Origin of the sequence: Actinomadura decatromicini, assembly GCF_008121305.1 — a bacterium.
Lineage (GTDB): Bacteria > Actinomycetota > Actinomycetes > Streptosporangiales > Streptosporangiaceae > Spirillospora > Spirillospora syzygii.
Genome location: NZ_VSRQ01000001.1, coordinates 1,777,293 through 1,803,337, shown reverse-complemented (window position 1 = coordinate 1,803,337; position 26,045 = coordinate 1,777,293). Strand labels below are relative to the sequence as shown.

Annotated in this window: 19 protein-coding genes; 8 read left to right on the top strand and 11 right to left on the bottom strand. The window is 72.0% G+C overall.

From position 1 onward, the window contains the following. Window positions 1-35: 35 nt before the first annotated feature. A complete protein-coding gene (locus FXF68_RS07430) occupies window positions 36-2,135 on the top strand; it encodes a glycosyltransferase family protein (protein WP_246178445.1) in 2,100 nt (699 codons plus the stop codon). Between the two features lie 96 nt (window positions 2,136-2,231). Here the strand turns inward: FXF68_RS07430 and FXF68_RS07425 are convergent, their stop codons facing one another. The 9 genes from FXF68_RS07425 to FXF68_RS07385 form a co-directional block, all read right to left on the bottom strand. Further along, window positions 2,232-3,242 carry a CDP-alcohol phosphatidyltransferase family protein gene (locus tag FXF68_RS07425; RefSeq protein ID WP_148758082.1) on the bottom strand — a complete coding sequence of 337 codons (1,011 nt, stop codon included), beginning with the start codon at window positions 3,240-3,242 and terminating at the stop codon, window positions 2,232-2,234. A 115-nt stretch (window positions 3,243-3,357) separates the two neighbouring features. After that, window positions 3,358-4,539 carry a glycosyltransferase gene (locus FXF68_RS07420; RefSeq protein ID WP_148758081.1) on the bottom strand — a complete coding sequence of 394 codons (1,182 nt, stop codon included), beginning with the start codon at window positions 4,537-4,539 and terminating at the stop codon, window positions 3,358-3,360. Next, window positions 4,536-5,315: a hypothetical protein gene (locus FXF68_RS07415; protein ID WP_187437779.1), complete on the bottom strand. Its 780-nt coding sequence runs from the start codon at window positions 5,313-5,315 to the stop codon at window positions 4,536-4,538. The genes FXF68_RS07420 and FXF68_RS07415 overlap by 4 nt, the downstream gene beginning before the upstream one ends. A 57-nt stretch (window positions 5,316-5,372) precedes the next feature. Further along, the gene (locus tag FXF68_RS07410) at window positions 5,373-8,777 is read right to left on the bottom strand and encodes a bifunctional glycosyltransferase/CDP-glycerol:glycerophosphate glycerophosphotransferase (protein WP_187437778.1); all 3,405 of its coding nucleotides are present in this window, start codon (window positions 8,775-8,777) and stop codon (window positions 5,373-5,375) included. A 227-nt stretch (window positions 8,778-9,004) separates the two neighbouring features. Beyond that, window positions 9,005-11,218, bottom strand: a complete 2,214-nt coding sequence (locus tag FXF68_RS07405) for a bifunctional glycosyltransferase/CDP-glycerol:glycerophosphate glycerophosphotransferase (RefSeq protein ID WP_281292141.1) — start codon at window positions 11,216-11,218, stop codon at window positions 9,005-9,007. A 58-nt stretch (window positions 11,219-11,276) separates the two neighbouring features. After that, window positions 11,277-12,410 (bottom strand): acyltransferase family protein, encoded by a 1,134-nt coding sequence (locus FXF68_RS07400; protein ID WP_148758078.1) that lies wholly within the window; start codon window positions 12,408-12,410, stop codon window positions 11,277-11,279. Window positions 12,411-12,516: 106 nt separating this feature from the next. Then, a complete protein-coding gene (locus FXF68_RS07395) occupies window positions 12,517-13,704 on the bottom strand; it encodes an acyltransferase family protein (protein ID WP_148758077.1) in 1,188 nt (395 codons plus the stop codon). 15 nt (window positions 13,705-13,719) lie between these two features. Next, window positions 13,720-15,144, bottom strand: coding sequence for an LCP family protein (locus FXF68_RS07390; RefSeq protein ID WP_148758076.1), 1,425 nt, complete (start codon window positions 15,142-15,144; stop codon window positions 13,720-13,722). Window positions 15,145-15,222: 78 nt separating this feature from the next. Then, complete coding sequence (locus FXF68_RS07385; protein ID WP_148758075.1) at window positions 15,223-16,074, bottom strand: TIGR03089 family protein; 852 nt, start codon at window positions 16,072-16,074, stop codon at window positions 15,223-15,225. Between the two features lie 112 nt (window positions 16,075-16,186). On the opposite strand from FXF68_RS07385, the gene FXF68_RS07380 reads away from it, so the two are divergent. The 3 genes from FXF68_RS07380 (at window position 16,187) to FXF68_RS07370 (ending at window position 20,495) form a co-directional block, all read left to right on the top strand. Beyond that, a complete protein-coding gene (locus FXF68_RS07380; RefSeq protein ID WP_148758074.1) occupies window positions 16,187-18,211 on the top strand; it encodes a hypothetical protein in 2,025 nt (674 codons plus the stop codon). 249 nt (window positions 18,212-18,460) lie between these two features. Further along, window positions 18,461-19,396 (top strand): glycosyltransferase family 2 protein, encoded by a 936-nt coding sequence (locus FXF68_RS07375; RefSeq protein ID WP_246178444.1) that lies wholly within the window; start codon window positions 18,461-18,463, stop codon window positions 19,394-19,396. A 7-nt stretch (window positions 19,397-19,403) separates the two neighbouring features. Next, the gene (locus FXF68_RS07370) at window positions 19,404-20,495 is read left to right on the top strand and encodes a glycosyltransferase family 4 protein (RefSeq protein ID WP_148758072.1); all 1,092 of its coding nucleotides are present in this window, start codon (window positions 19,404-19,406) and stop codon (window positions 20,493-20,495) included. Here FXF68_RS07370 and trxA read toward each other — a convergent pair. Both trxA and FXF68_RS07360 read right to left on the bottom strand, forming a co-directional pair. Then, on the bottom strand, window positions 20,476-20,799 hold the full coding sequence (gene trxA, locus FXF68_RS07365) for a thioredoxin (RefSeq protein WP_148354218.1): 324 nt from the start codon (window positions 20,797-20,799) through the stop codon (window positions 20,476-20,478). The genes FXF68_RS07370 and trxA overlap by 20 nt on opposite strands. After that, window positions 20,796-21,809: a lysylphosphatidylglycerol synthase transmembrane domain-containing protein gene (locus FXF68_RS07360; RefSeq protein ID WP_148758071.1), complete on the bottom strand. Its 1,014-nt coding sequence runs from the start codon at window positions 21,807-21,809 to the stop codon at window positions 20,796-20,798. Before FXF68_RS07360 ends, trxA begins: the two co-directional genes overlap by 4 nt. A 60-nt stretch (window positions 21,810-21,869) precedes the next feature. Between FXF68_RS07360 and FXF68_RS07355 the strand changes: the two genes are divergently transcribed. The 4 genes from FXF68_RS07355 (at window position 21,870) to FXF68_RS07340 (ending at window position 25,950) form a co-directional block, all read left to right on the top strand. Continuing rightward, complete coding sequence (locus FXF68_RS07355) at window positions 21,870-22,574, top strand: class I SAM-dependent methyltransferase (protein ID WP_148758070.1); 705 nt, start codon at window positions 21,870-21,872, stop codon at window positions 22,572-22,574. Between the two features lie 114 nt (window positions 22,575-22,688). Beyond that, a complete protein-coding gene (locus FXF68_RS07350) occupies window positions 22,689-23,837 on the top strand; it encodes a glycosyltransferase family 4 protein (protein ID WP_148758069.1) in 1,149 nt (382 codons plus the stop codon). A 36-nt stretch (window positions 23,838-23,873) separates the two neighbouring features. Next, complete coding sequence (gene manB, locus FXF68_RS07345) at window positions 23,874-24,941, top strand: mannose-1-phosphate guanylyltransferase (protein ID WP_148758068.1); 1,068 nt, start codon at window positions 23,874-23,876, stop codon at window positions 24,939-24,941. Window positions 24,942-25,257: 316 nt separating this feature from the next. Next, window positions 25,258-25,950 (top strand): DNA-3-methyladenine glycosylase family protein, encoded by a 693-nt coding sequence (locus tag FXF68_RS07340; RefSeq protein ID WP_246178391.1) that lies wholly within the window; start codon window positions 25,258-25,260, stop codon window positions 25,948-25,950. The last annotated feature ends 95 nt before the right edge of the window (window positions 25,951-26,045 follow it).

Here is a 26,045-nt window from a genome sequence, read left to right as displayed (position 1 = left end):
ACATCATCGACGGCTCCGCGATCTGGGCTCAGGGCATGGTCCAGGCCCTCGCCCGCGCCGGCTGCGAGGTGACCCTGGTCCTCAAGGCGCCGGTCCGGACCGGACGCCTCGTGGACCCGCTCCGCGCCCTGCCCGGCGTCACCGTCCGCAGCCCGCACGAGGAGGGGCTGTTCGAGGGGGACGGCGCCATGCCCGCGCGGCAGGCCGCCGTCATGCTCACCCGGATCGACGCCGAGGCGGAGCCGTACGACCTCGTCGTGATCCGGGGACGCCGGGTCGCGGGCAACCTGTCGGGCAGCTCGCTCGCCGGGCGCCTCTGGACGTACCTCACCGACGTCCCGCAGTCGGCCGCCGAGTTCCCCGCCTCGGCGAAGGCCGAGCTGCGGCGGATCGCGGACGCGTCCCGCGTGCTGCTCTGCCAGACCGAGGAGCTGCGCGGGTTCCTGGAGGGCGCGGTGCCCGCGACGGCCGGGAAGAGCGTCCTGTTCCCGCCGGTCGTGGTGCTCCCGGACGGTCTCGAACCCCGTCCGGACGGCCCGCCCGACCGCCGTGAGCTGCGGCTCGCCTACAGCGGCAAGTTCGCGCCGCGCTGGAACACCTACGAGATGACGTCGCTGCCGCGCCTGCTCGCCATCCGCGGCGTGGACGCCGAGCTGCACATGATCGGCGACAAGATCCACAACGATCCGGCCGACCCGGCGTTCGCCACCCGGATGCGGACCGCGCTGGAGAGCGGGCAGGGCGTCGTCTGGCACGGCGGGCATCCGCGCGCCGAGGCGATGCGGCTCACCGCGGCCTGCGACGTGGGCCTGTCCTGGCGGGACGCGTCCATGGACGCGAGCCTCGAACTGTCCACGAAGGTGCTGGAGTGCGGGACGCTCGGCGTCCCCGTCGTCCTCAACCGGACGCCCATGCACGAGCGGCTGCTCGGCGCCGACTACCCGCTGTTCGCCGCGACCGAGGACGACGTCCTCGACGCGCTGACGCTCATCGGCAAGAACTCCGACGTGTTCACGCTCGCGGTCGAGCGCTGCCGCGCCGCCGCCGCGGAGTTCACGCTGGAGGCCGCCGCCGGACGCCTCCGCGCCTGTCTCGCGCAGGCGTTCCCGGAGCCTTCCCAGCGGGTCCTTTCCGTCAAGGACCGTCCGCTGCGGGTGGGCGTCGCGGGACACGACCTGAAGTTCTTCACGGCGCTGCTCGACTATCTGCGTTCGCGTCCGGACATGGAGGTCCGGGTCGACCATTGGTCGGCGTTGAAGGCGCACGACGAGAGGCGCAGCCAAGAACTGGCCGACTGGGCGGACGTCGTCGTCTGCGAATGGTGCGGGCCGAACGCGCTCTGGTATTCGCAGCGCAAGCGTCCCGGGCAGCGGCTCGTCGTCCGGCTGCACCGCTTCGAGCTGTACGCCGGGTGGCCGAAGAGCCTCGACATCGACACCGTCGACGACGTCGTCTGCGTCAGCCCGCACTACAACGCGCTGACCCGCGAGATCACCGGGTGGCCCGCCGACAAGGTCGCCACCGTCCCGAACTGGGTGGACGACGCGCAGCTCGACCGCGCGAAGCTCCCCGGCGCCGAGCACCACCTCGGGATGATCGGCATCGCGCCGTCCCGGAAACGGCTCGACCTGGCCCTGGACGTCCTGGAGGAGCTCCGCCGCGACGACCCGCGCTTCACCCTCTTCGTCAAGTCGAAACTGCCCTGGGAATACTGGTGGATCTGGCAGAAGGACGAAGAGCGGGCGCACTACGAGAAGGTCTTCCGCCGCATCCGCCGTTCCGCGCTCCTCTCCGGCGGCGTCGTCTTCGACTCCTACGGGCGCGACGTCGCCGCGTGGCTGCGCCGCATCGGCTTCGTCCTGTCGACCAGCGACGACGAGAGCTTCCACCTGGCCCCGGCCGAGGGCATGGCGGCGGGCGCGGTGCCCGCCCTGCTGCCCTGGCCGGGCGCCGAGACGATCTACGACCGCCGCTGGATCCACGAGACGCCGTTCGACATGGCGGCGGCGATCGCCGCGACCGTCGCCGAGGGCCGCTGGGAGGACGAGCGGCGGCTCGCCCGCACCCAGGTCACGTCCGCCTACGGCCTCGCCGAGGTCTGCGCCCGCTGGACGGACCTGCTGAGCACCACCTGAGCAGTCATCACTCGCCCACGACGCCGTCGCCGCCCGCGCCCACGGCGCAGCCGAACAGCAGGCTCACCGCCGTGATCACCGACGGGTCGCGGGGGGTCAGCCGGTGCTGGTGGCGGCGCCCGTCTGCTCGTACTCGGGGGCGGCGGCGGGCTCGCTGCGGTGGGTGGCGATGCGCGCGTCGAGCTTCGTCATGGTGCGGCTGTAGTCGCGGGTGGACAGCCAGAACTTGTAGATGATGATCAGCTCGAAGGCGAGCATCCCGGCGGCGCTCAGGACCACGACCGGGATGACCGCCCCGGAGACGATGGCGGCGGCGATCGGCGCGACGATGAACACGCCCATCTGGAACTCGATCCCGCTGATCAGGTGCGGGCGGATGCGGGTCGCGGTGAGGAACGGGCGGATCCGCGCGTACCAGGGGAACCGCTCGTTGAAGCCCTGCTGGAGGGCGGCGTTGGCGGGGTCGTCGCCGACGACGCGGTTCTCCATGTCGGCCTCGGGGTCGTCGGCGATGGCGCCCGCGGCGGACAGGAGGTCCTCGTCGACGGCCCCGCCGTTGGCGCGCTGGGCCGCGAGTTCCAGCGAGTCGGCCTCGTGGCGGGCGGCCTGGAGGGTGGCGCGCATCTGCGAGCGCACCTTGTAGATCTCCAGGGCGTCCATGTAGCGGAGCATGTCGAGGAAGACGACGGCGAGCGCCGTCCAGATGTAGGCCGTGTTGTGGGTGGCGTGGTACTGGCCGCCCATCAGCGCGATCGCGCAGGCGAGGACGCGGACGCGGTCGAAGATGTAGTCGAGCCACGCGCCGAACACCGAGCCGGTGCCCTTCAACCGGGCGATCTTGCCGTCCATGCAGTCGAGGGTGAACGACAGGTGGTACAGCAGCGCGCCCGCGAGCAGCCACGGCCAGGACGCGACCGCGAAGCAGCCGCCCGCCGCGAGGCCGAGGATCAGCGCGCCGACGGTGAGCTGGTTCGGCGTGATCCGCGTCCGGTTGGCGGTGAACTTCACCAGCCGGGACGCGAGCGGGTCCACGAGGAGGACCGTCCACCAGGCGTCACGCGCCTTGTACGTCCGTTGCCGAACGTCGTCGAGCGTGAAGTTCGCCATGGAGTGGTCCTCTCGTCGGTCGGAAGCGGTCCGATGGTATCGGCTGGCCGGAACATGATCCGGGCATTGTCTCCGACTCGTGACCGTGCCGTCGGACGGCGTTCAGGGGCGGATGCTAGCGGCGGCCGGTGGCGCGGCGGGGGCGGCGGCGCAGCTCGGCGATCATGCGCTCCCACCGCTCCGCCACCCCGGCGATGCCGAACCGCTCCGCGGACGCGCGGGCGTTCGCCGCCATCCGGCGCCGCAGCTCCTCGTCGTCGATCACCCGGATCAGCGTCTCGGCGAGCGCGTCGACGTCCTCCGGCGGGACGAGCAGCCCGTCGTGCCCCTCGGTGACGATCTCGCGGGGGCCGCGCGGGCAGTCGAACCCGACGACCGGCAGCCCGCACGCGAACGCCTCGATGATCGTCATGCCGAACGGCTCGGCCCGCGACGACATCGCGAGGATCGACGCCTTCGCCAGCTCGCCCTCCATGTCGTCGGTCGGCTCCATCAGCAGGACGTTGTTGTGCAGCCCGAGCCGGGTCGCCTTGCGGAGCAGCTCGTCGTGCCGGACGCCCTGCCCGTAGATCCGCAGCCGCCACTCCGGGTGCTTCTCCACGACCTTCGCGAACGCGCCGATCAGCAGGTCGTAGCCCTTGATCCAGACCATCCGCCCGGCGGCGACGACGAGCCTGTTGTCCTGCCGGGACAGCGGGTAGAGCCGGCGGGGCAGGCCGTTCCCGATCGTGTAGACGGGGCACGAGCCGTCCGGGAGAAGGGCCTCGTAGTCGGCGCGGTCGGCGTTCGTGAGGCTGGTGAGGGCGTCGAGCCTCGGGTACCACTCCTCGATCTCCGCGCGGATCCCGTCCGCGTGGATGCCGAGCTGGAGGTGCTCCTGCCCGATCACGACGACCCGGCGCGGGACGAACCGCGCCGCCGCGATGTTCAGCCCCGCGCGGGTCGTGACCAGCACGTCCGTGTGCGGACGGCGCAGAAAGCGGGTGAGCCGATCGTCCGTCCACGCGGAGAACTTGTCGTAGCAGCGCTCCTCCGGGTGGACGAGCGCGGACGGCTCCGGCATCAGCCGCTCGGCGCGCGCCGTGTTCGGCCACGGGACCTTCGCGTCCGGGCGCAGGTCGACCAGGGAGCGCAGCTCGACCCGGTCGGACAGCGGGAACACCGGACGGTCCGCGTCCCGCAGGACGCTGACGATGTCGACGTCGTGGCGCAGGGACAGCTCGTCCGCGAGGGTGAAGGTGCTGCGCACGGTGCCGTCGATCGTGAAGGCGTCGAGCAGCAGGAAGGTGATCCTCACTGGGCGCCGTCCCCTGTCGGGCGGCAGGCGACCGACAGGTTGTCCCACGGCGTGTAGTACGGCCGGACGGCCAGTTCCCGTTCACCGGACACGACGAGCTGCCGGGGGTAGGACAGCTTGCCGCGCTTGCCGGTCGCGTCGTCCAGCCGGGACGCGAGGCGGGCGTGCACGTCGGGCGCGTCCGCCGGACCGACGTCGAGCCACAGGTCCCAGAGCGCGGGCTCCTGCGCGGCGAGGTCGTCCACCAGGAGGGCGGTGCGGTAGTCGATGCCGTCGAGCCGCGCGTCCCAGGTCAGGGTGACCTCGGTGTCGCGGGCGACGGCGACGAGCCGGGCGTCCGCGCCGGGGCGCGGGCCCGCGTAGGCGAGCCGTCCCTCGAACCGGATCTCGCCGTCGCGCGGGTCCACGGCCTCGACCTCGGCGTGCGGGGTCACCTCCCGGACGACGAGGCGGACGGCCCCGTCCGCCACGCGGACGACCCGGACCGTCCGGTCGCGGGCGCCGGCGGCGTAGTCGCGCAGCTCGTCGAAGGAGAAGCCGGGGTCGTCCGTCAGCAGCGGGCGGTCGGTGCCGCGCGACTCGACCCGGACCTCCCACTTGCCGGGCGCGAGCCCGGCGAGCGGCAGCCTCACCGAGCGCCGGTCGCCGCGAATGGTCTCCACCCGGGTGCCGGGGGACGCGCCCTTCCGCAGGACCACGCGGTCACCGTCGGTTACCGGGGCCTGCCAGCGGATGTGCAGGTGGTCGTCGACGCCGACCCTGCAATGGTTCGCCACCGCGTCCAAGGGACCGTGCCTTTCCCCCAAAACCACGCATTCAAGACGCGAAGTTTATCAACGGCCGAAGACGCGGTCGACGGTGCGCGCCGCGGCGTGGCCGTCGTCCAGCGGGCAGAACCGGTCCACGAACTCGGCGTAGCGGTCCTTGTGCCCGGCGGTCGCGTCGTCGACGTGGCGGATCGCCTCGATCAGCTCGTCGGACGTCTCCACCAGCGGCCCCGGCGCCTCGGCCTCGAAGTCGAAGTAGAAACCGCGCAGCCGGTCCCGGTAGTCGGCGAGGTCGTAGGTGAAGAACAGCATCGGCCGCCGCGTGTTCGCGTAGTCGAACATCACCGACGAGTAGTCGCTCACCATGAGATCGGAGATCAGGTACAGCTCGGTGATGTCCGGGTAGAGCGACAGGTCGCGGACGAAGCCGTCCGGGTCCTCGGGGACGCCGTCCACCACGTTGCTGTGCAGCCGGACGAGCAGCACGTGGTCGTCGCCGAGGGCGTCCCGCGCGCGGTCGAGGTCGAGGCGCATGTCGTGCTTGTAGCGGCCCCGGCTGTAGTACTGGTCGTCCCGCCAGGTCGGCGCGTACAGGATGACCCGCTTGCCCTCCGGGATGCCGAGCCGCCGCCGCACCGACCGGGCGACCTCGTCGGCGTCCGGGCTGTGCAGCAGGTCGTTGCGCGGGTACCCGACCTCCAGCATCTCGCCCTTGAACGCGAACGCGCGGCGGAAGATCTCCGTGCTGAACGGGTTCGGCGACAGCAGGTGGCTCCACTCCGGCACCGCCGGGCCGGCCGGCTTGTCCTTGCTCTGGAGCGCCGACTTCATCCCGGGCGCGTACGCGAAGTGGACCTCCTTGACGTCCCGGCCGATCTTCTTCAGCGGCGTGCCGTGCCACGTCTGGAGGACGACCTGGTCCGGGTGCCGCTGGAACCAGTCGCCGAGCCGGTGGTTCGTGACGATGTACTTCGACGTCGTCACCGCCTCCTGCCACTCCTTGCCGTTCAGCCGGACGGCGTTCAGCGTGTCCGGCAGCTCGGCCTGCGCGTCGTTGACGACCCAGAGCTGTTCGAGGTCGGAGCCGCGGCGCAGCAGCTCCTCGTGGATGGCCTTCGGGCTGTCGGAGTACTGCCGCCCGTTGAAGCAGGAGAACAGGACCGCGTCGCGGAGCCCGTCGCGGGCGACCCGGCGGCGCGCCTCCTCGCGGTACTTCGCGCCCGCGCTCTTCTCCTCGCTCGACACGTCCCCGGTGACGGAGACGACGAGCCGCCCGTCCTTGGCCTCCAGCTCGTAGCCGCGCCGGGCCACTTCGAGCGGGCCGGGCAGCGCGCGCTGCGCCGCCTCCGTCAGCCGGACGGTCAGCGCCCGCTCGCCCTCGCCGGGCGGCCGGAACAGCAGGTCCCAGCGGCCGGGCCGCAGCGGCAGCACGCCCGCGACGCCCGGCACCGCCGCCGCCGGGACGTCCGCCCGCAGCGTGCCCGAGTCGTCCTGGACGAGGTCGAACGCGTACTCCTTGCGGCGGCCCCGGCTGCGCACCACGATCTGCCCGGCCGAGTGCGCCGGGTGCGTCGCCGTCAGCGACAGCGTCCCGTCCGGACGCCACACGCAGCTCTCCACCGACAGGCGCGTCGTCGTCCGCCGCACCCGCACGTACCCGCTCGGGTCGCGGCCGGTGCCGACCTCCAGCGCGCCGAACGTACGGCGCGCCTCATCCACGCCCTCCGCGAGGACGAGCTGCCTGCCGTCCGCGGACAGCGTCCAGTCGCGGGTGTCGTCGATCGAGTCGGGGTTGATCTCCGCGTCGAGCGCGGCCGGGTCGACGCGGGCGGTCCAGCCGCCGGACCGGGCCGTCACGGGCACGGGAACCCGTGCGTCGCCGAGCGTCAGGACGACCTCGGCGGGCGGCTTGCCGGACGCCTCGACCTCCACGAGCAGGGTGTCGTCGTCCCAGGTCAGCGCGGTCGCCTTCGCCGTGACCCGCTCCACCTCGACGACCAGGCGCTCGTCCACGACCTTCGGGACGATCCGCACGTCGTCGGCCACGTACCGGTACGGCGGGTGGGCGCCCGTGCCGGAGCCGCCGCCGCGGATCGGGCCCTGCCGGAACACGCCCGAGTTCAGCACCGAGGCGTGCACCTCCCAGACGCCTTCGACCCAGCCGCCGCGCTCCTTCAGCTTCGCCGCGTCCAGCGCGAACTCGAAGCCCGTCCAGCCGCCGGACGACTTGCCGGGCTTCGGCGTCTGCCGCGCCTTCATGACGATCTTGCGGCGGCCGTTGCGCAGTGTCACCGTCTTGATCGACGTCCAGCGGCGGCGCGAGCTGACCGAGTTGATGTACGCCTCGCCGGTGACGACGAGGCGGTCGCCGTCCCAGCGCACCGCGTGCGCGCGGCCGCGCATCTTCACCTCGTCGCGCGCCCGGTACACCTCGCGCGGAACGTCGAGCTTGCTGTCCTTCCAGTACGGGTAGACGACGTAGCGGCGCACCGGGTCGCGGACGATCGACGGCGACGACTTGCCCCGCTCGTACCGGACGACCTTCACCAGCTCCATCGTGTGGCCCGACTCCGCCAGGTGCCACTTGAGCCGGGTCAGCGCGGCCGTCTCCCCGAACACCTTCGGCGACACGCCCTTGGCGTACGCGGCGGCCTGCGCGACGACCTGCTCCCGCTCCTCGCCGGACAGGTCGGGCAGGACGTCCAGGAACATCCGCAGCTCGGTCGAGACGAGCGCGAGCTGCAACCGGCGCAGCTCCTTCACGTCGCCGCGCTCGGCGACCCACGTCGTCACGAGGTTCGCGGCGCCGAAGCCGTCCGCGATCTCCTGGAGCTCGGTCGTCACCGGCCAGCGCGCGGCGCGGCGGTGCAGGACGACGTCCGGGACCACGTCCACGGCCTTCGCCAGGTGCAGCGCCCGGACCTTCACCGGCAGGTCGTCGTAGCGGTTGACGTCGGGGAACTCCAGCGCGGCCGCGTCCCAGAACGAGCGGCGCAGCAGCGCCCCGCCGATCCGGCGGTCGCCCAGCAGCTCGGGGGTGCGGCGCAGGTCGGTGCCCGCCGCCGGGGCGGGGGCGCCGCCGCGCGGCTTCCACTCCGACACCTGGCCCGTCCACTTGCGGGTCGCGTCCGGGCCGACGGCGAGGTCGGAGCCGGACGCCTCCAGCGCCGTGACGAGCGAGGCGACCGCGTCCGGCGGCATCGGGTTGCCGTCGTCGTTGAACAGCAGGAACTCACCGGTGCTCTCCGCGACGCCGAGGTTGCGGGCCGCGCCGCGGCTCGGCGCCCCGCGCCGGACGAGCCGGAACCGGTCGTCGGGCAGCGCCGCCTGCGCGGCGGTGCCGGTGCCGTCGTCCACGACCAGGACCTCAAGGTCGCGGAACGTCTGGGCCGCGATGGACTCGAGGGCGTCGGCGAGACGCTCCCCGGCGCCGTGCGAGAGCACGACGACGCTGATCCTGCTGGCGGACAACCGACCCACACTCCTTCGATACTCGGCCGGACCGGCGACGTGCCGGACGGCTTCCCTGCGGGGACCACCCGGCGCCCCGGACCGGATCCCGGGGACGGCGCGGCCGGCGGATGGGGCCGGGCGCCGTGCGGCCGGGTGCGGCGGGACCTGGGAAGGCCCTCGTCCAGAGGTTGCCGATCTTGACCGGATGTTACTGCGGGGCGGTGCGCCCCGTGGTCCGTTGGCCGCTATTGCGGCGGGTTCGCGATCTTCTCCCCGAGGAACACGCGGCGCACGGCGCGCTCGGCCGCGTTCCCGTCGTCCCACGGGCAGAACCGGGCGCGGAACGCCTCCAGATTCTTCGTCGCCGCGTCGCTCCACGGCGCCCGGGACACGAACGCGTCGACCAGCTCGGCCTCGTTGTAGGCGATGACGCCCGGCGGGAACTCGGTGAGGTCGAAGTTCACGCCCCGGGTGAGCTTGTAGGTCTCCCAGTCGTTCGCGTAGATCACGATCGGCCTGCCGAGGTTGGCGTAGTCGAACATGACCGACGAGTAGTCGGTGAGCAGCGCGTCCGAGGCGATCGCGAGGTCCTCGACGGACGGGTGCGCCGACACGTCGATGACCCGGTCCTCGGGCCAGCCCATGTCGGCCGCCATGTCCTTGAGCTTGTAGTAGTAGTGCGCCCGCAGCAGCAGGACGTGGTCGTCGCCGAGCTGGCTCATCACCCGCCCGATGTCGAACATCGGGGAGTAGTGGCGCTGGTAGTCGCGGTGCGTCGGCGCGTACAGGACGGCGGTCGTGCCCTCCGCGAGGCCCAGCTCGTCGCGCAGCCGGGCCCGCTCCTCCTCGGTGGCGCGGACCAGCCGGTCGTTGCGCGGGTACCCGATCTCCAGCATCTCGTAGTGGCACGGGAAGCCGCGCTCCCACGCCTCGCTGGACAGCGGGTTGGACGAGACGAGGAAGTCCCACCGGTCGGAGCGCTCGATCAGGGCCTTGAAGTCCATGTCGTTGGCGCCGACCGGATACTCCATCTGGTCGAGGCCCATCTTCTTCAGCGGCGTGCCGTGCTGCGTCTCCAGGTGCACCTGCCCCGGCCGCTTCACGAGGTGGTCGGGGAAGTTGACGTTGTTGACGAAGTACTTCGCGGCGGCGATCGTCCGGTAGTACTCGGCGGAGCCGGACACCACGTAGTCGACGCCCTCCGGCATCGCCTTGCGCCCGCCCGGCTTCACGATCCACACGCAGCGGATGTGCGGGGCCAGCTCCCGGACCTTCTCGTAGATCGCGGCCGGGTTGCAGGCGTACCCGCGGTACCAGTACGCGGCGAAGACGGCGAGGTCCTCCTCGACCGGCAGCCGGCGGCGGAGCTGGTAGTAGCGGTCCTTCGCGAGCTGCTTGGACCGGACGACGCCCTGCCGCTGGAGCTTGCGGACCTTGCGGCCGCTCTTCTTCGCCTTGGTCGTGAACCGCGGCGAGGCGAGCCGCTCCCACGCCTTGAAGTCGCCCCGCTCGATCGCCCGGTGCTTGTCGGCGAGGCGGGCGTCGTCGTCCGGCGGGACGTGCCCCGGCGGCTTGTACCGGTTGTAGGTCTTGGTCATCTCGGCGAAGAAGCGCTGCTTCTCCGACGGGTAGACGCGGTCGGCGCGCTCGATGATGACGAGGAGGTGCCAGATCGTCCGGTCGAACATCAGCGGGCGGAACTGGTCCATGTCCGGGCCGAGCTGGTCCATGAACGCGAAGATGCGGTCGTACTGGTCGAACGCGTCGAAGTGCTTGGCGCTCGCCGTCTTCGTGATCGCGCCGCGGCGGCGCTGCCGGTAGACGTAGCAGACCCGGTCGAGGAAGCTGACCCGCTCCGCCGCCATGAGGACGGGGTAGGTGATGCTGACGTCCTCGTAGTAGCCGCTGTTGAAGCGCAGCCCGTGCTCGATCATGAACTCGCGGCGGATCGCCCGGTTCCAGATCGAGGTGAACATCTCCAGCAGGCTCGGACGGTCGGCGAGCGTGAACACGTCCGGCGCGGGCGGCTCGCGGAACAGGTGGTTGATGATGCTGCGCTTGACCTTGCCGTTCCAGTACGAGCGGGCGTAGTCGAACATCAGCACGTCGGGGCGGGTCTCGTCCAGCCGGTCGAGGACCGCGCGGACGGCGCCCTCGGTCGCGTAGTCGTCGCTGTCGAAGAACCAGACGTAGTCGCCGGTCGCCATGTCGAGGCCGATGTTGCGGGCGTGGCCGAGCCCGACGTTCTCGGTGAGGTGCCGCACCCGGACGCGGGAGTCTCTTTCGGCGAACTCGTCGAGGATCTCTCCGCAGCCGTCCGGGGACGCGTCGTCGACCGCGATGACCTCAAGGTTGGGCAGGTCCGGGTCGAGGATCGAATCGAGGCATTGGCGGATGTACCCCTGCACTTTGTGCACGGGAACGATGATGCTCAAGGAGATGCCGTAATCACTGCTCACGCGTTGACCAATCGACTGCTCGGTGAATCAGGACTATACCCGCAGATGCTAGGAAATCTTATGTGCGGCGATGCGCGGGCCTGAGCAGCCAGCGGCCGTCGGGCTCGACGACCCGCCTGGTGAGCCGCTGCACCGGGACGGTGGCGAGCGCCGTGCCGAGCGCGAGGGCCCCGACCGTCACGGAGACGAGGCCGAGCGGCGTCCGGTAGAAGTCCGCGTCGAGGACGCCGCCGTAGTCGAGGCCCTTCACGACGAGGCCGTGCAGCAGGTAGACGTACATCGTCCGGGTGCCGAGCTCGGTGTACCAGGCGCGTCCGCGCGGCACGGCCGCGAGGAACGCCGCGCCCAGCACGACCGCCAGCGCCAGCGCCAGCAGCCGGTACCCCATGCCCTCCAGCGCCCCGAATCCCATGTGCTCGTAGCCCCGGTTCCACAGCAGGACGCCGTGCTCGATCTTCGGGACGACGTCCCCGCGCTGCCACACGTAGGCCACCGGCAGCGCCGCGACCAGCAGCGCGGCGCCCGCGTAGCGCGTCCACGGGCGGCTCCGCAGCGCCGCGACCCGCTCCGGCCGGACGGTCAGCCCGAGCACGAAGAACGGCAGCAGCGCCGCCGCCCGGCACAGCGTCGAGTCGGAGTTGAAGCTCCAGCTCCCCGCGACCAGGCACAGCGCGACCGACACCGCGACCGGATACCGCAGGTGCGACCACAGCGGCGCGCTCAGCCGCCACAGCACGAGCGCCACCAGGAACCACATCAGGAATTGCGGACGGAAAATCTCGTGCAGCCGGAAGTCATTTCCGTTCAGCCAGACGAGCTGCAAACGGTAAAGGACGTTGAAAATCACGTACGGCACGATCAGCGTCGGGAAAATGACGCGGAATTTGTCGGTCGAGCGCATGAAGCCGCGGGAGAAGTAGCCCGAGACGAACACGAACACCGGCATGTGGAACCCGTAGACCACGCTGTAGGCCGCGTCCGCCGCGAGGCTGCGGGCGCGGAACACCTCCCAGACGTGGCCGACGACGACCAGCAGGATGAGGAAGAACTTGACGTTGTCGAAGTACGGGTCGCGGCGCCGCGGGCCGGGGGCCGGGGGCGGCGCCTGCGCCGCCTCGGTACCCGGCGCCACGCCGACGCCCGAGGCGGCGGGGGCGGCGGGGCTCCGCGGTGGGGGAAGGGTGTCCGTCATGTCTCCGAAAGCTTCACTTGGTGCTCAACGGCCGTTCACGGGGAGGCATGGGCGACTCTAGTGCCCGCGCGCGTGTGCCGCCCGCCGGATGCCCGAGGCGCATCGCTCAGCGTGACGCGCCGGGACGGCGCAGGGGGGTGAACACCCACGTCATCTTGGGCTCCAGCGCCCAGCTCATCGTCCGGACGACCGGCTTGGAGCACAGCGCCGTCCCGACGACGAGCGCGCCGCAGATCACGACGAAGACGCCGGGGATGGTGTGCATCCAGTCGGCGTCCCACCAGCCCGTGAAGTTCAGCAGCCGGGTGACGAACCCGTGCAGCAGGTACGCGTACAGCGTGTAGGCGCCGAGCTTGGTGAACCAGTGGCGGCGGCGCGGGATCAGCGCGAGGAACGCGGCGAGGAACACCGTCGCGGCGACGAACATCGCGAGCCGCATCAGCGTCCCGTAGAAGTTGCCGACGCCGAGCTCGAAGTGGGCGTCCTTCCAGAAGATCCAGTTGCGCGACATGTGGTTCATGACGAGGTAGGTGCCGCCGAGCCCGGCGAGCAGCACCACCGCGCCGATCGGCCGCGCGACGGGCTTCTTCAGCAGCTCGAAGTGCACGGGCTTCAACGTGAGCCCGAGGACGTAGAACGGCAGCAGCCCGATGACCCGGTGGATGTCGAACGTCCCGCCGAGGTCGCTCATGTACGACAGCAGCGCGAACCCGACCGCGACGGCGAGCGGCCAGCGGATCTGCTGCCACACGGGCGTGGACAGCCGCCACATGAACAGCGCCAGCAGGAACCACGTCAGGTAGTACGGGTTCAGGAGGCTGATCTCCAGCTCGTTGCGCCCGGCCAGCCAGTCGTAGATGGAGTAGGCGAACTCGAACACCACGTACGGGACGCCGACGTTGGTGATGAGCTTGCGCGCCTTGCCGCCGGCGAACGTCCAGTTCCGCGAGAAGTAGCCGGTGATCACGATGAACAGCGGCATGTGGAACAGGTAGATGAAGATGTACAGGCCCTTGGCCACCGGGACGTTCAGCAGGTTCGCGAGCGAGTGCCCCGCCACCACCAGGAGGATCGCGAAGTACTTGGCGTTGTCGAAGAACGGGTCGCGCTCCTTGCGCGGCCGCGGCGCCTCCCCGGCGGACGGGCCCGCGGACGGGTCGGTGGACGGTCCCCCGGCGGGGGCGCCCTCGGCGAGCGGCGGCCCGGCGGGAGCGGGGACGCCGGGGTCCGCGGTGAGCGGGCGGTCGGTGAGCGGCGCCGTCTCGGCCCCGTAGGGCCCGGTGGTGTAGGTCATTGCCTGCCCCCCGGTCTAGGTCTCCTTGCAGATGTCGTCGTTCGCCCGGATCTCGCCCTGCTGCTTGGGGATGCCGGCGCCGGCGCTCTTCAGGTTCGTCCAGTCGCTGCCGACGACGAGGTCGACGACGCCGGGCGTGCCGCCGCGGGTGCGGGCGGCCGGCGCGGGCTTGCTCGGGATGAGCGCGGCGAGCGACTGGGCCTGCTGGTCGGCCCCGGAACCGTACAGCACCTTGGTCGCCGACGTCGCGGCGGTCGCGTTGCCGCCGACCGTGACCTGGAAGCCCTGCGACTCCAGGTCGTCGGCGACGCGCCCGGCCTGGCCGTCGATGCCGCTGCCGTTGTAGACCCGCACGCGGATCTGGCTCGGCGGGATGGTCGTGCTGCCCGGCTTGGGCTCCTTCGGCACCGTCTTGTCGTTGCGGACGGCCGAGAAGAACGGCTGCGCGGCGGGGGTGAGCGCCACCCGGTTCGTGTCGAGCGGGTCGGGCCCGGACGGGACGGTCACGAACCGCAGCTTGCCGGAGGTCATCCCCTGCATCTCGCGGCCGATGTCCATCATGACCTGCGGCGTCAGCTCCTTGTCGGTGGTGAGCGACTTGGTCACCGCGTTCATCAGGCTGAGCATCCGCTTCGGGTTGCTGAGCACGCCCGCGCTCATCGCCTTGCTGGCGAGGGCGCCCATGAACTTCTGCTGGCGCTTGATGCGGTCGGTGTCGGAGCCGTCCCCGAGGCCGTGCCGGACGCGCACGTACGCGAGCGCCTGCTCGCCCTTGATGACGTGCTTGCCCTTGCTCAGCTTGAGCTTGGACTTGGGGTCGTCGACGTCCTTCGGCAGGCACACCGGGACGCCGCCGACCGCGGTCGTGATGGACTTGAAGCCGTTGAAGTCGACCTGCATGAAGTGGTCGACGCGGATGTTGGAGAGGCTCTCGATCGTCTTGATGACGCAGGTCGCGCCGCCGTTGGTGAACGCCGAGTTGATCTGCGCGCGGGACTGGGCCGGGATCTGCGTGCCCTTGCGGCTCTTGCAGGACGGCATCCGGACCATCAGGTCGCGCGGGAAGCTGATGCCCATCGCCTGGCCGCCGCCGGGGGACAGGTGCAGCAGGATCATCGTGTCCGAGCGGGGCGGCTCGTTCTTCATCGACCGGCCGTACTTGGCGTTCGCGCCCTCACGGGTGTCGGACCCGAGGAGCAGGATGTTCATCGCGTTGTTCAGCTTCTTCGGCCGGTTCGGCCCGAGCTGGGCGTTGACGTCCTCGTGCGCGATGTTCCCGAACGCCTTGCGGTACAGGCCGTAGGCGGTGAGGGAGCCGGCCACCATGACCACCGACAGTCCGACGCAGACCCAGCCGAGGATGCGCCAGCCGCGTCGCGGCGCCGTCGGCTGCGGATCGGCGTCGTCGACGTACTCCATGTACATCGGGTTGCTGTTCATCGGCTCCGTGGTCCGGGACGCGGGGCGGGGTCCTGGGTGGGCAGGGCAACTGGGCGGTCAGGGCAAGGAGAGCGTAGGTCAGGCGAGCCGGCGAGGGGACTCGGATGCGGCATTCGGTCCCAGCGGGCCGGCGACCACCGTCACATGCTCCACGGTGAGCCGTCGATCCAGAACGGCTTCGTCGAAGTTTCGTTGGATTATGACGGAAGCCCCTGAGGCTAGTGGTGCGAGCAAGCCGGTCAGAACCCCGTTCAGTGTGGCGAAGGGCATGTCAACCAGAAGGCGGTCGCGCGCGTCCAGTTCCCATCTATCTGCGGCGGCGCGGGCCTCGGCGACCAGGTCCGCTCCGGTGAATGTGGCGTTTGTCACATTCAACGCGGGGGTCTCCGGAGTCACTTCCGGCGAGGGATCGAACCTGTCTCCGTGACCGCGGACCTCCGCCGCGTAGTCGGTGACGCCGGGCGGGCAGTCGGCGAGCGGGCCGCCGAGCGCGTGCAGCGACAGGCCGACGACCTCCTCGGCTCCGCTCGCGAGTGCCTCGTCCCCGACCACGTCGTCCAGCACCTCCTGTGCCGCTGCCACGATGTACGGCTCGGAGGGGGGCGGAGGTTCGATGGTCCCGGCGCGGAACGTTCCGGGATCGACGGGTTGCGCGACGATCCCGGCGGACCAGCAGGCCGTCAGCCACACGGCGGTCTGCCAGTGCGGCGGCAGGACGAGCACGGCCCGCGTCCCCGGCTCGGCGGCGAGGCCGTCCACCAGGAAGTTCGCCGTCTTCGCGACCCAGTTGTCGAACGTCCGCGCCGACAGTTCGACGCGCTCGCCCGCCGCGTCGTCGTAGAAGGTGACGAACGGGCTGGACGGGTCGTCCGCGACGCGCCGCCGCAGCAGTTCGGCCGGCCGGGTCGCCTCCCGGGCGTGTGCGCTCATGGTCCCCGAGCGTATGCCCGCATGATCGGCGGCGGCTCACCGCCCGGCCGGGGCCGCTACGCTCCGCACGGGAACGAACCACCATCGGACGGACGGGCACGGGGCTGAACACATGAACGCTGGACGGCTGCTCGTGCGGGTCACCGTCGCCCCGGCGCTGCTCGTCGCGGCGTGGCTGGCCGTCGCGCTGCCGCTGCTGCTCGCGGGCGTGTTCCGGCCCGGACCGGCGATCGCGCTGTTCGTGCCGGTCGCCGCGGTGGCGCTGTGGCTCGGCCTGCGGACCCGCGAGTGGGGCCGCCAGTGGGACGAGGTGCCGTGGTGGCCGGTCGCCGCCGTCCTCGCGATCACGGTGGCGTTCCTGGTGCTCCAGATCGCGATGGCGGGGGAGCAGATCGTCGTCCGGCGCGACCCGGCGTCCTACGTCCAGTTCGCGACGTGGTTGAAGGACGAGGGGTCGCTGCCGATCCCGCTCATGCAGTCGGCGTTCGGCGGCCCCGACCCGGCGCTGCACTTCGACAGCCCGGCGTTCTACCAGCACGACGGCGCGGTCGTCCCGCAGTTCATGGCGGGGTTCCCACTGGTGCTCGCGCTCGGCGGTTGGATCGGCGGCACGCACGGCATGCTGCTCGCGGCGCCGCTGCTCGGCGCGTGCTGCGTGCTCGCGTTCGCCGGGCTGGTCGCGCGGCTCGTCGGGCCGCGGTGGGCGCCCGCCGGGGCGCTGCTGCTGGCGCTGACGCTGCCGATGCTCTACGTCTCGCGCGGCACGTTCAGCGAGCTGCCCGCGATCGTGCTGCTGCTCGGCGGGCTGTCGCTGCTGCACGACGTCCGGCGGGACGGCGGGTGGACCGCCGACCTGAAGGCGTTCCTGGCGGGGCTCGCGCTGGGGCTGATCGTGCTCGTCCGCATCGACGGGCTCCGCGACGTCCTCCCGGTGCTGGTCGTCGCCGGGCTCTGGGCGGCGCGCGGGCGGCGGACCGGCTACTGGACGGCGGGCGGCCTGCTCCTCGGCGCGGGCGCCGGGCTGGTGGAGGGCTACACGCTGTCCCGGCCCTACCTGTCGTATCTGGGGTCGTCCCTCAACCCGCTGCTGGCCATCGCCGCCGCCGTCGTCGTGGCGACCGTCGTCATGGTGGCGCTCCTGCGCTGGAACCGGACGGGCCTGCGGCTGCGCCGCCTCGGCTCGGCCGTCGCGCGCGGGCGCCTGCCGGGCGCCGCCGCCGTCCTCACCGTGCTGGTCATGGCGGGGTTCGCGGTGCGGCCGCTGGTGCAGACCGTCCGGCGGGAACCGGCGACGCGCGACGACGAGATGAACGTCCGCTTCATCGAGACGGTGCAGCGCATCCAGCACCTCGCGGTGGACGGCACCCGCCAGTATTCGGAGCACTCGCTGTGGTGGGTCGCCTGGTACATCGGCATCCCGGCGGTGCTGTTCGCGACGCTCGGCGCGGCGCTCATCGTCCGGCGGCTTCTGCGCGGGCGGTCGCCCGAATGGCTCCTGCCCTACGCGGTCATCGTCTGGACGACCGTGCAGGTGCTGCTCCGGCCGGGCATCACGCCGGACCATCCGTGGGCGTCCCGCCGGCTGATCGGCCTGGTCATCCCCGGACTGCTCCTGTTCACCGTGTACGCGGGGGCGTGGGCGGCGCGGCGCGTCCGCCGCCTCGGCTACGGGCCGGCGGTGGTCCGGGGCGGGACGGTCGTCGGCGTGGCGCTGATGCTCGTCCCGATCGTGATCACGTCCGCCGGGTTCCTGGTGACACGGACGGAGCAGCACGAGGTCGGCGCCGTGCGCGGGATGTGCGACCAGCTCAAGCCGCGCAGCTCCGTGATCGTGGTGGAGCAGTCGACCGGGGACAGGTTCCTCCAGGTCGTCCGGGGCATGTGCGGGGTGCCCGCCGCGCGCACCACCGGCGGCGCGTCGCCGGACGACGTGCGCCGCGTCGCCGCCGGGGCGTACCGGGCCGGCCGCCGTCCGGTGATCATGGCGGCGAGGCCCGAGCAGGTCGCGCCCTACGGGACGCCCGAACACGTCCTCCACGTGCGGACACGCCAGGACGGCCGGTCCCTCACCGGACCGCCCGGCGGGACGTGGGGCCTCTCGATGGACGTCTGGATCGCCGAGCCCGCACGCGGCTGACCGGCCTCCGGGCCGTTCCGGGGGGCGTGGGGGGTCGTCCCCACAATGATCCGGGCCGGACGCCCGCGCGGCGGGAAAAGCGGTCCCGGTCGGCCGGGGCGAGTATCCTCGCGCTGCGTGAGCACACAGTCTGCCGAGCCGAAGACCGAGCCCGCGCCCGAATCCGTGGCCGAATCCGTGGCCGAGACCGTGGCCGAGACCGACGTCGAGGCCGCGTCTCCGACCGCGCCCGAGACGGTGTCCGAGCCCGTGCCCGAGACGGTGGTCGTTCCGGCGCCCGCCGGGCCGGTGGACGGGCCCGTCCACGTCACGATCGTGCTGCCCTGCTACAACGAGCAGGACCACGTGATCGACGAGGTCGAGCGCATCTGCGCGGCGATGGACGCGAGCGGCAAGACCTACGAGCTGCTGGCCGTCGACGACTGCTCGACCGACGCGACGCTCGCCCGGCTGGAGGAGGCCGCGCCCCGCTTCCCGAACATGCGGGTGATGGCGTTCCAGCACAACAGCGGCTCGGGGACGGTCCGCCGCATCGGCTCCCAGCAGGCCCGCGGCGAGATCGTCGTGTGGACGGACGCCGACATGTCCTACCCGAACGAGCGCATCCCCGAGCTGGTGGACGTCCTCGACACCGACCCGTCCATCGACCAGGTCGTCGGGGCCCGCACCACCGAGGAGGGCTCGCACAAGGCGCTGCGGGTGCCCGCGAAGTGGTTCATCCGCAAGGTCGCCGAGCGGCTCACCAACACGAAGATCCCCGACCTGAACTCGGGGCTGCGCGCGTTCCGCCGCGAGGTGTCGCTGCCGTACCTGCGGCTGCTGCCGCCCGGGTTCTCCTGCGTCACGACGATCACGATCGCGTTCCTGTCGAACCAGCATCCCGTCCGGTACATGCCGATCGACTACGCCAAGCGCGCCGGGAAGTCGAAGTTCCACTTCACCAAGGACGCCTACCGCTACATCCTCCAGGTGCTGCGGATGGTGATGTACTTCAACCCGCTCAAGGTGCTGATGCCGCCCGCGCTGTGGCTGATCGTGATCGGCCTGCTCAAGGGCGTGTTCGACATGGTCGTGCACTTCGGCTACTTCGCCAACAACACCATCATGATCTTCGTGACGGGGTTGATCATCGCGTCGCTGGCGCTGCTCGCGGACCTGATCGTCCGCTCGCGCGGCGACGTCTGACGCGCCCGTGCGAATAGCGATCGTCGGACCGGCCTTCCCGTACAAGGGCGGCGGCGCCCAGCACACCACCGAGCTGGCGCACCGGCTCGCCGCCGCCGGGCACGACGTCGTCATCGAGTCGTGGCGGGCCCAGTACCCCGGCTTCCTGTACCCCGGACAGCAGACGATCTCCGACCCGGAGGGCGAGCCGTTCCCCGGCACCCGCCGCGCGCTCGACTGGCGCCGCCCGGACGGCTGGTGGCGCACCGGCCGCGCGCTCCGCGCCTGCGACCTCGCCGTGCTGGTGGTGCTGAGCCCGGTCCAGGTGCCCGCCTACCTGGGGATACTCGCCGGTCTCCGCGGCCGGACGCCCGTCGTCGCGCTGTGCCACAACGTCCTGCCGCACGAGCGCAAGCCGTACGACGAGCCGCTCATGAAGCGCCTGCTGCGCAGGGTCGACGCCGTTCTCGTGCACTCGGACGCGCAGGGGAAGCTGGCGCGGGGGCTCACCGACCGTCCGGTGCGGGTGGCGGAGATGCCCGCGCACCTGCCGACGCCCGCCGCGCCGCCGCCGGGCGACGGGAAGGTCCGCCGCCGCTTGCTGTTCTTCGGGATCGTCCGCCCGTACAAGGGGCTGGACGTCCTGCTCCGCGCCCTCGCCGAAGGCCCGGACGACGTCGCGCTCACCGTCGCGGGCGAGTTCTGGGGCGGCCTGGAGGAAACCCGCGAACTGATCCGCTCGCTCGACCTGGCGGGACGGGTGGAACTGCGGCCGGGATACGTCCCGGCGGCCGACGTCCCGGGGCTGTTCGCCGCCGCGGACGCGCTCGTCCTGCCCTACCGGACGGCGACCGCGTCGCAGAACGTGTGGATGGCGTACGAGCACGGGCTGCCGGTGATCGCCACCGACGTGGGCGGGTTCGGCGAGCAGGTCCGCGACGGCGTGGACGGCGTCGTCTGCACTCCGGACGACGTCGCCGCCCTGGCCGCCGCGATCAGGCGCTTCTACGCGCCGGGGGAGCCGGAGCGGTTGCGCTCCGGCGTCCGTCCGGTCGACCACGGCCCGGTGTGGGCCGCCTACCTCGACGCGCTCACCGGGTTCACAGGTGGGGTTCGATGACCTTCAGCAGGGCGCGCTTCGGCTTGGCGCCGACGATCTGCTCCACGACCTCGCCCTTCTTGAAGAGCAGCAGCGTGGGCAGGCCCATCACGCCGAACTTGTTCGGCGTCTCCGGGTTCGCGTCGTAGTCCAGCTTGGCGATCCTGATCTTGCCGTCCTGCTCGGTCGCGATCTGGTCGAGCACGGGGGCGATCATGCGGCACGGGCCGCACCAGTCGGCCCAGAAGTCGACCAGCACCGGGGTGTCGCTGTTGAGGACCTCGTCCGCGAAGGTCGCGTCGGTCACGGTGATCGGGGCCGTCACGGTCCCTCCTTCGTTCGCTGCGTATCCCTCACAAGCTCCCTGGGCGCCGGTTCATTCCCGGCGTCCGGCGCGGCGTCCGGCGCGACGGCCTTCGGGGCGGCCTTCGGGGCGGTCCGGCCGAGCAGGAACGCGACGCCCGCGTTGATCAGGTCGGCGGCGGTCAGCAGCACCCGGGACGCGATCGCCACCACGACCGGCGCGCCCGCGGGCAGCACCGGCGACAGCACCACGGTCAGCGCGGCCTCCCGCGCCCCGATGCCGCCCGGCGCGATGAACACGAGGAAGCCCGCGACGAACGCCAGCGCGTAGGCCCCGGTCGCGGTGAACGGCAGGCCCGTCCCGTCGCCGCCGACGGCGTCGCAGAGCAGCCAGGTGTGGACGCCGAACAGGCTCCAGCCGAGGACCGTCCAGCCGACCGCCTTCAGCGTGACGCCGAGGCTCACCGGATGCTCCAGCGGCGGCCGCCGGATCAGCCTGAGCATCAGCCCGAGCGCCCACGTCACGATCCTCGGGTGCAGCATCGCCAGCATGACCGGCGCGAGGAGGAACAGCCACCAGTACGTCTCGCGGGCCGTCGCGGACGTCAGCGGCAGCGTCACCGCCGCGACCGCGAGCCCGCAGGCCGTGGACGTCGCCACCGCGAGCAGCGTCGAGCCGAAGCTGCGCTCCGGCGGCACCTTGTGCTCGCGGGTCATCTCGATCTGCGTGACGAGCGCCCACACCTTGCCCGGCACGTACTTGCCGAGCTGGGACACCCCGGAGATCCGGAACGTCGCGCGCACCGGCAGCGGCGACCCGAGCCCGGCGAGGAACTCCCGCCAGCCGAGCATCCAGGCGAACAGCCCGGCGAGCCCGGCGGCCATGGCCCCGGCGAGGGCGATCCACGACATCTGCCGGAACGCGTCGACGGCGGCGTCCCACTGCGAGGCCACGCTGTACCCGCAGAACGCGAGCGCGAGGACCACCAGGAGCACGCGCAGCGCCCGGACGGCGACGGCCTTCGTCTTCACGCGCCCAGCGTAGGCGAACGCGACCTCGCCGCCGCCCGCGCCGCCTACAGTTGGGGCACGATGAAGATTTCCGATGTGGTCGCCTTCATGGGCCACCAGGTGCACGTGTGCCGGTACCGCGAGGCGGGGACGCTCCTCGGCTGGATGGGGCGCGACCTGCGCGGCAGGCGCGTCCTCGACGTCGCGGGCGGCGACGGCTACTGGGCCGGGCGGGCGCGCCGGCGCGGCGCCGACGCCGTCTCGATCGACCTCGCCCGCAAGAAGATGGTCTACGGCCGGACGCTCGCCGACGCGCCCGCGCTGATCGAGTGCGACGCGCTCCGCCTCCCGTTCGCGGACGGCTCGTTCGACGCGGTCCTGTCGGTCTGCGCGATCGAGCACTTCGACGACGGCGGGCGCTCCCTGGACGAGATGGCCCGCGTCCTCAAGCCCGGCGGTGAGATCTTCATGTCCGCCGACGTGCTGAGCCGCGCCGACGCCTGGCCGAAGCTGCGCGACGCGCACAGGTCGAAGTACCACGTCCAGCACACGTACACGCACGAAAGCCTGCGCAAGCTGATGGACGAACGCGGCCTTGACCTGGTCAGACACAGCTACCAGTTCCGGACGGCCGGGGCCGAGCGCCTCTACCTGTCGCTGTCCACCTACGGCGGGAAGGTCGGCTTCAACGCGGCCGCGCCGCTGACTCCGCTGGTCGCGCTGGCCGACCGCAAGGCGCCGAACGAGCGCGGCAGCATCGTTCTGGTTCAGGCCCGAAAGCGGTAGTTGTTCACGAGGTCCTGAATCGCTGTGTGAGGTCCCGCGAAGCGGGCATCGGCGGGCGTAGGCTCGAAGAGTAAAGAGTGATCTACGCCACCGCGCTGGATGGGGGGATGGACCGTGGCGCCTCGAATCCTGCTCGACGCCACAGCCGTGCCGGCGGACCGCGGCGGGCTCGGCCGATACGTCGACGGGCTGCTCGGCGCCCTGCACGCGCAGGGCGCCGACCTCGCCGTCGCCTGCCAGCGCTCCGATGAGAAACGCTACGAGGAGCTCGTGCCGGGGGCGCGGGTCGTGGCGGGCCCGGCGACGCTCGCGCACCGCGCCACCCGGCTCGCCTGGGAGCAGTCCGGCCTGCCGCACGTGGCCGAGCGCGTCGGCGCCGACGTGATCCACCTGCCGACCTACACGATGCCGGTGAGCGCGACGCTGCCCACGGTCGTCACGATCCACGACGTGACGATGTTCGCCGATCCCGAGCTCCACGACCCGGTGCGGACGTCGTACGTCAAGTCCGCGACCCGGTCGGCGGCGCGCCGCGCGACCCGGCTGATCGCGCCCTCCCGGGCGACCCGCGACGAGCTGGTCCGGCTGCTCGGCGCCGACCCCGGGCACATCGACGTCGCCTACCACGGCGTCGACCACGACGTGTTCCACCGGCCCAGCGAGGCCGAGACCAAGCACGTCTCCGACCGGCTCGGCCTGCACGGACGTCCCTACGTCGCCTATCTCGGGGCGCTGGAGCCGCGCAAGAACGTCCCGAACCTGATCCGCGGCTGGGTGCGGGCGTGCGCCGGGCGGGACGATCCTCCGGCGCTCGTCCTCGGCGGCAGCGGCGGCTGGGACGACGACGTCGACGCCGCGCTCGCCACCGTCCCGCTGGAGCTGCGCGTGCTGCGTCCCGGCTACCTGCCGTGGTCGGCGCTGCCCGGCTTCTTCGGCGGCGCGCTGGTCGTCGCGCATCCGAGCCGGGGCGAGGGCTTCGGCCTGCCGGTGCTGGAGGCGATGTCGTGCGGCGCGCCCGTCCTCACCACGCGGCACGGGCCGCTGCCCGAGGTCGGCGGAGACGCGGTCGCCTACACCGAGCCCGAGGCTGGCCCCATCGGCAACGCGCTCGCCGCCCTGTTCGACGACCCGGGCCGCCGCGCCGAGCTGGCCGAGGCCGCGCACGAGCGGGCGCAGCGGTTCTCCTGGTCGGCGTCGGCGGCGGCGCACCTCGACTCCTACCGGCGGGCCGTCGAGCAGTACGCGGCGTCCCGCAGCCACTAGGCTCGCGGTGGTCGCCCGCCGCGAGAAAGGAACCGAGTGGAAGCGATCCTCCTTGTGGGGGGCCGGGGCACCCGCCTGCGCCCGCTGACCATCTCCACGCCGAAGCCGCTGCTCCCCACGGCGGGCGTTCCCTTCCTGGCGCACCAGCTCGCGCGCGCGCACGCGGCGGGCGTCGAGCGGATCGTCTTCGCCACGTCCTACCGGGCGGAGATGTTCGAGGCCGTGTTCGGCGACCACGCGTACGGCGTCGACCTCGCCTACGTCTGCGAGGACGAGCCGCTCGACACGGGCGGCGCGATCCGCAACGCGTCCCCCGCCCTGACCTCCGGGCCGGACGACCCGGTCCTCATCCTGAACGGCGACATCCTGTCCGGCCATGACGTACCGGCCCAGGTCAAGCTGCACGAGCAGGCGGGTGCGGCTGTCACGCTGCACCTCACCGAGGTGGACGACCCGTCCCGCTTCGGCTGCGTGCCCACCGACGACCACGGTCGCGTCACCGCGTTCCTGGAGAAGACGCCGAACCCGGTGACGAACCAGATCAACGCGGGTTGCTACGTGTTCCGCCGCTCGGCCATCGACACCATCCCGGAGGGCGAGGTCGTCTCCGTCGAACGCGAGACGTTCCCGTCCCTGATCGCGTCGGGCTCCATCGTGATGGGCCACGTCGAGTCGTGTTACTGGCTCGATGTCGGTACGCCCGAAGCGTTCGTGCAGGGGTCCCGCGATCTGGTGCTGGGCGAGCTGGCGTCTCCGGCGATGCCCGGCGAGCCGGGCGAGCACCTCGCCCTCGCCGGGTCGAGCGTCGCGGCGGGCGCGGTCGTCCGCGGCGGCACCACGGTCGGACGCGGCGCGGTGGTCGAGGCCGGGGCGACCGTCCTCGGCAGCGTCCTGCTGGACGACGCGTTCGTCGCCGAAGGCGTGACCGTCCGCGACTCGGTCCTCAGCCGGGGCGCCCGCGTCGGCCCCGGCGCCGTCCTGGACGGCGTGGTCCTGGGCGACGGCGCGGTGGTGGGTCCCGGCAACGAGCTCCGCCCCGGCGCCCGCGTCTGGCCGGGCATCGAACTCCCCCCGACCGCGATCCGCTTCTCCACCGACGCCTGACCCGGTGGGCGGGTGGCAGACTAGCGGGGTCTTGTTGAGCGGTTGATGGAGTGAGATGGGCCCCGGACCAGGCAGTCTTTCCCACACGGGTGGGCGTGGGGCCGGGGAGTCGACCGCTGGGCGGCTCCCCGGCCGGGTTCGGGAGTGGCGGCCGCCCTGGGAACTGGATCTGGTCGGGACGCTCGCGCCGCATCGGCGGGGTGGTGGGGATCCGGCGTTCAGGGTTGAGCGGGACGGGTCTGTGTGGCGCGCGTCCTATACGCCGGAAGGGCCTGGGACGCTTCGGCTGTGTTGGGCCGGTGATGTCGTCCAGGCCATGGCTTGGGGTGCCGGGGCGGAATGGCTGCTCGATGGGGTGCCGGAGCTACTGGGGGTCGATGACGAGCCGGAGGGGTTCGTTGCGCGGCATGACGTCGTCCGGGATCAGGTGACGAAGCGGGCGGGGCTGCGGATCGGGCGGACGCGGCGGGTCTTCGAGGCGCTCGTCCCGGCGGTGATGGAGCAGAAGGTGCTCGGGCAGGAGGCGTGGCGAGGGTGGCGCTACCTGCTGCGCCGGTTCGGGGAGCCCGCGCCGGGCGCGCCGCACATGCGGGTTCCGCCGCCGCCGGACGTCTGGGTCCGGATTCCCTCGTGGGAGTGGCACCGGTCGGGGCTGGAGGCCGTCCGGGCGCGGACGATCATCGGCGCCGCGCGGGTCGCGCGGCGGCTGGAGGAGGGGCCGGACGAGGCGCGGCTCCGCTCGCTGCCCGGCATCGGGGTCTGGACGGCCGCCGAGGTCAGGCAGCGCGCGGTCGGCGATCCCGACGCCGTCTCCGTGGGCGACTACCATCTGCCCGGCCTGGTGGGCTGGGCGCTGGCGGGCCGCAAGGTCGACGACGCCGGGATGCTGGAGCTGCTGGAACCGTACGCCGGGCATCGTTACCGGGTCACCCGGCTGCTGGAATCGTCCGGGAAGCACCCGCCGAGGCGTGGCCCCCGCCTGCCGGTCCGCGACTACCGGTCATTTTGACCTGGTCAGGGCCGCGGCGGCGGCGCAGCCAGAAGTTGTTCGGCGTCCAGTCGAGGCCGTCACGGCTGTCGGCCCCGAACAGCGGGCCGAGGACG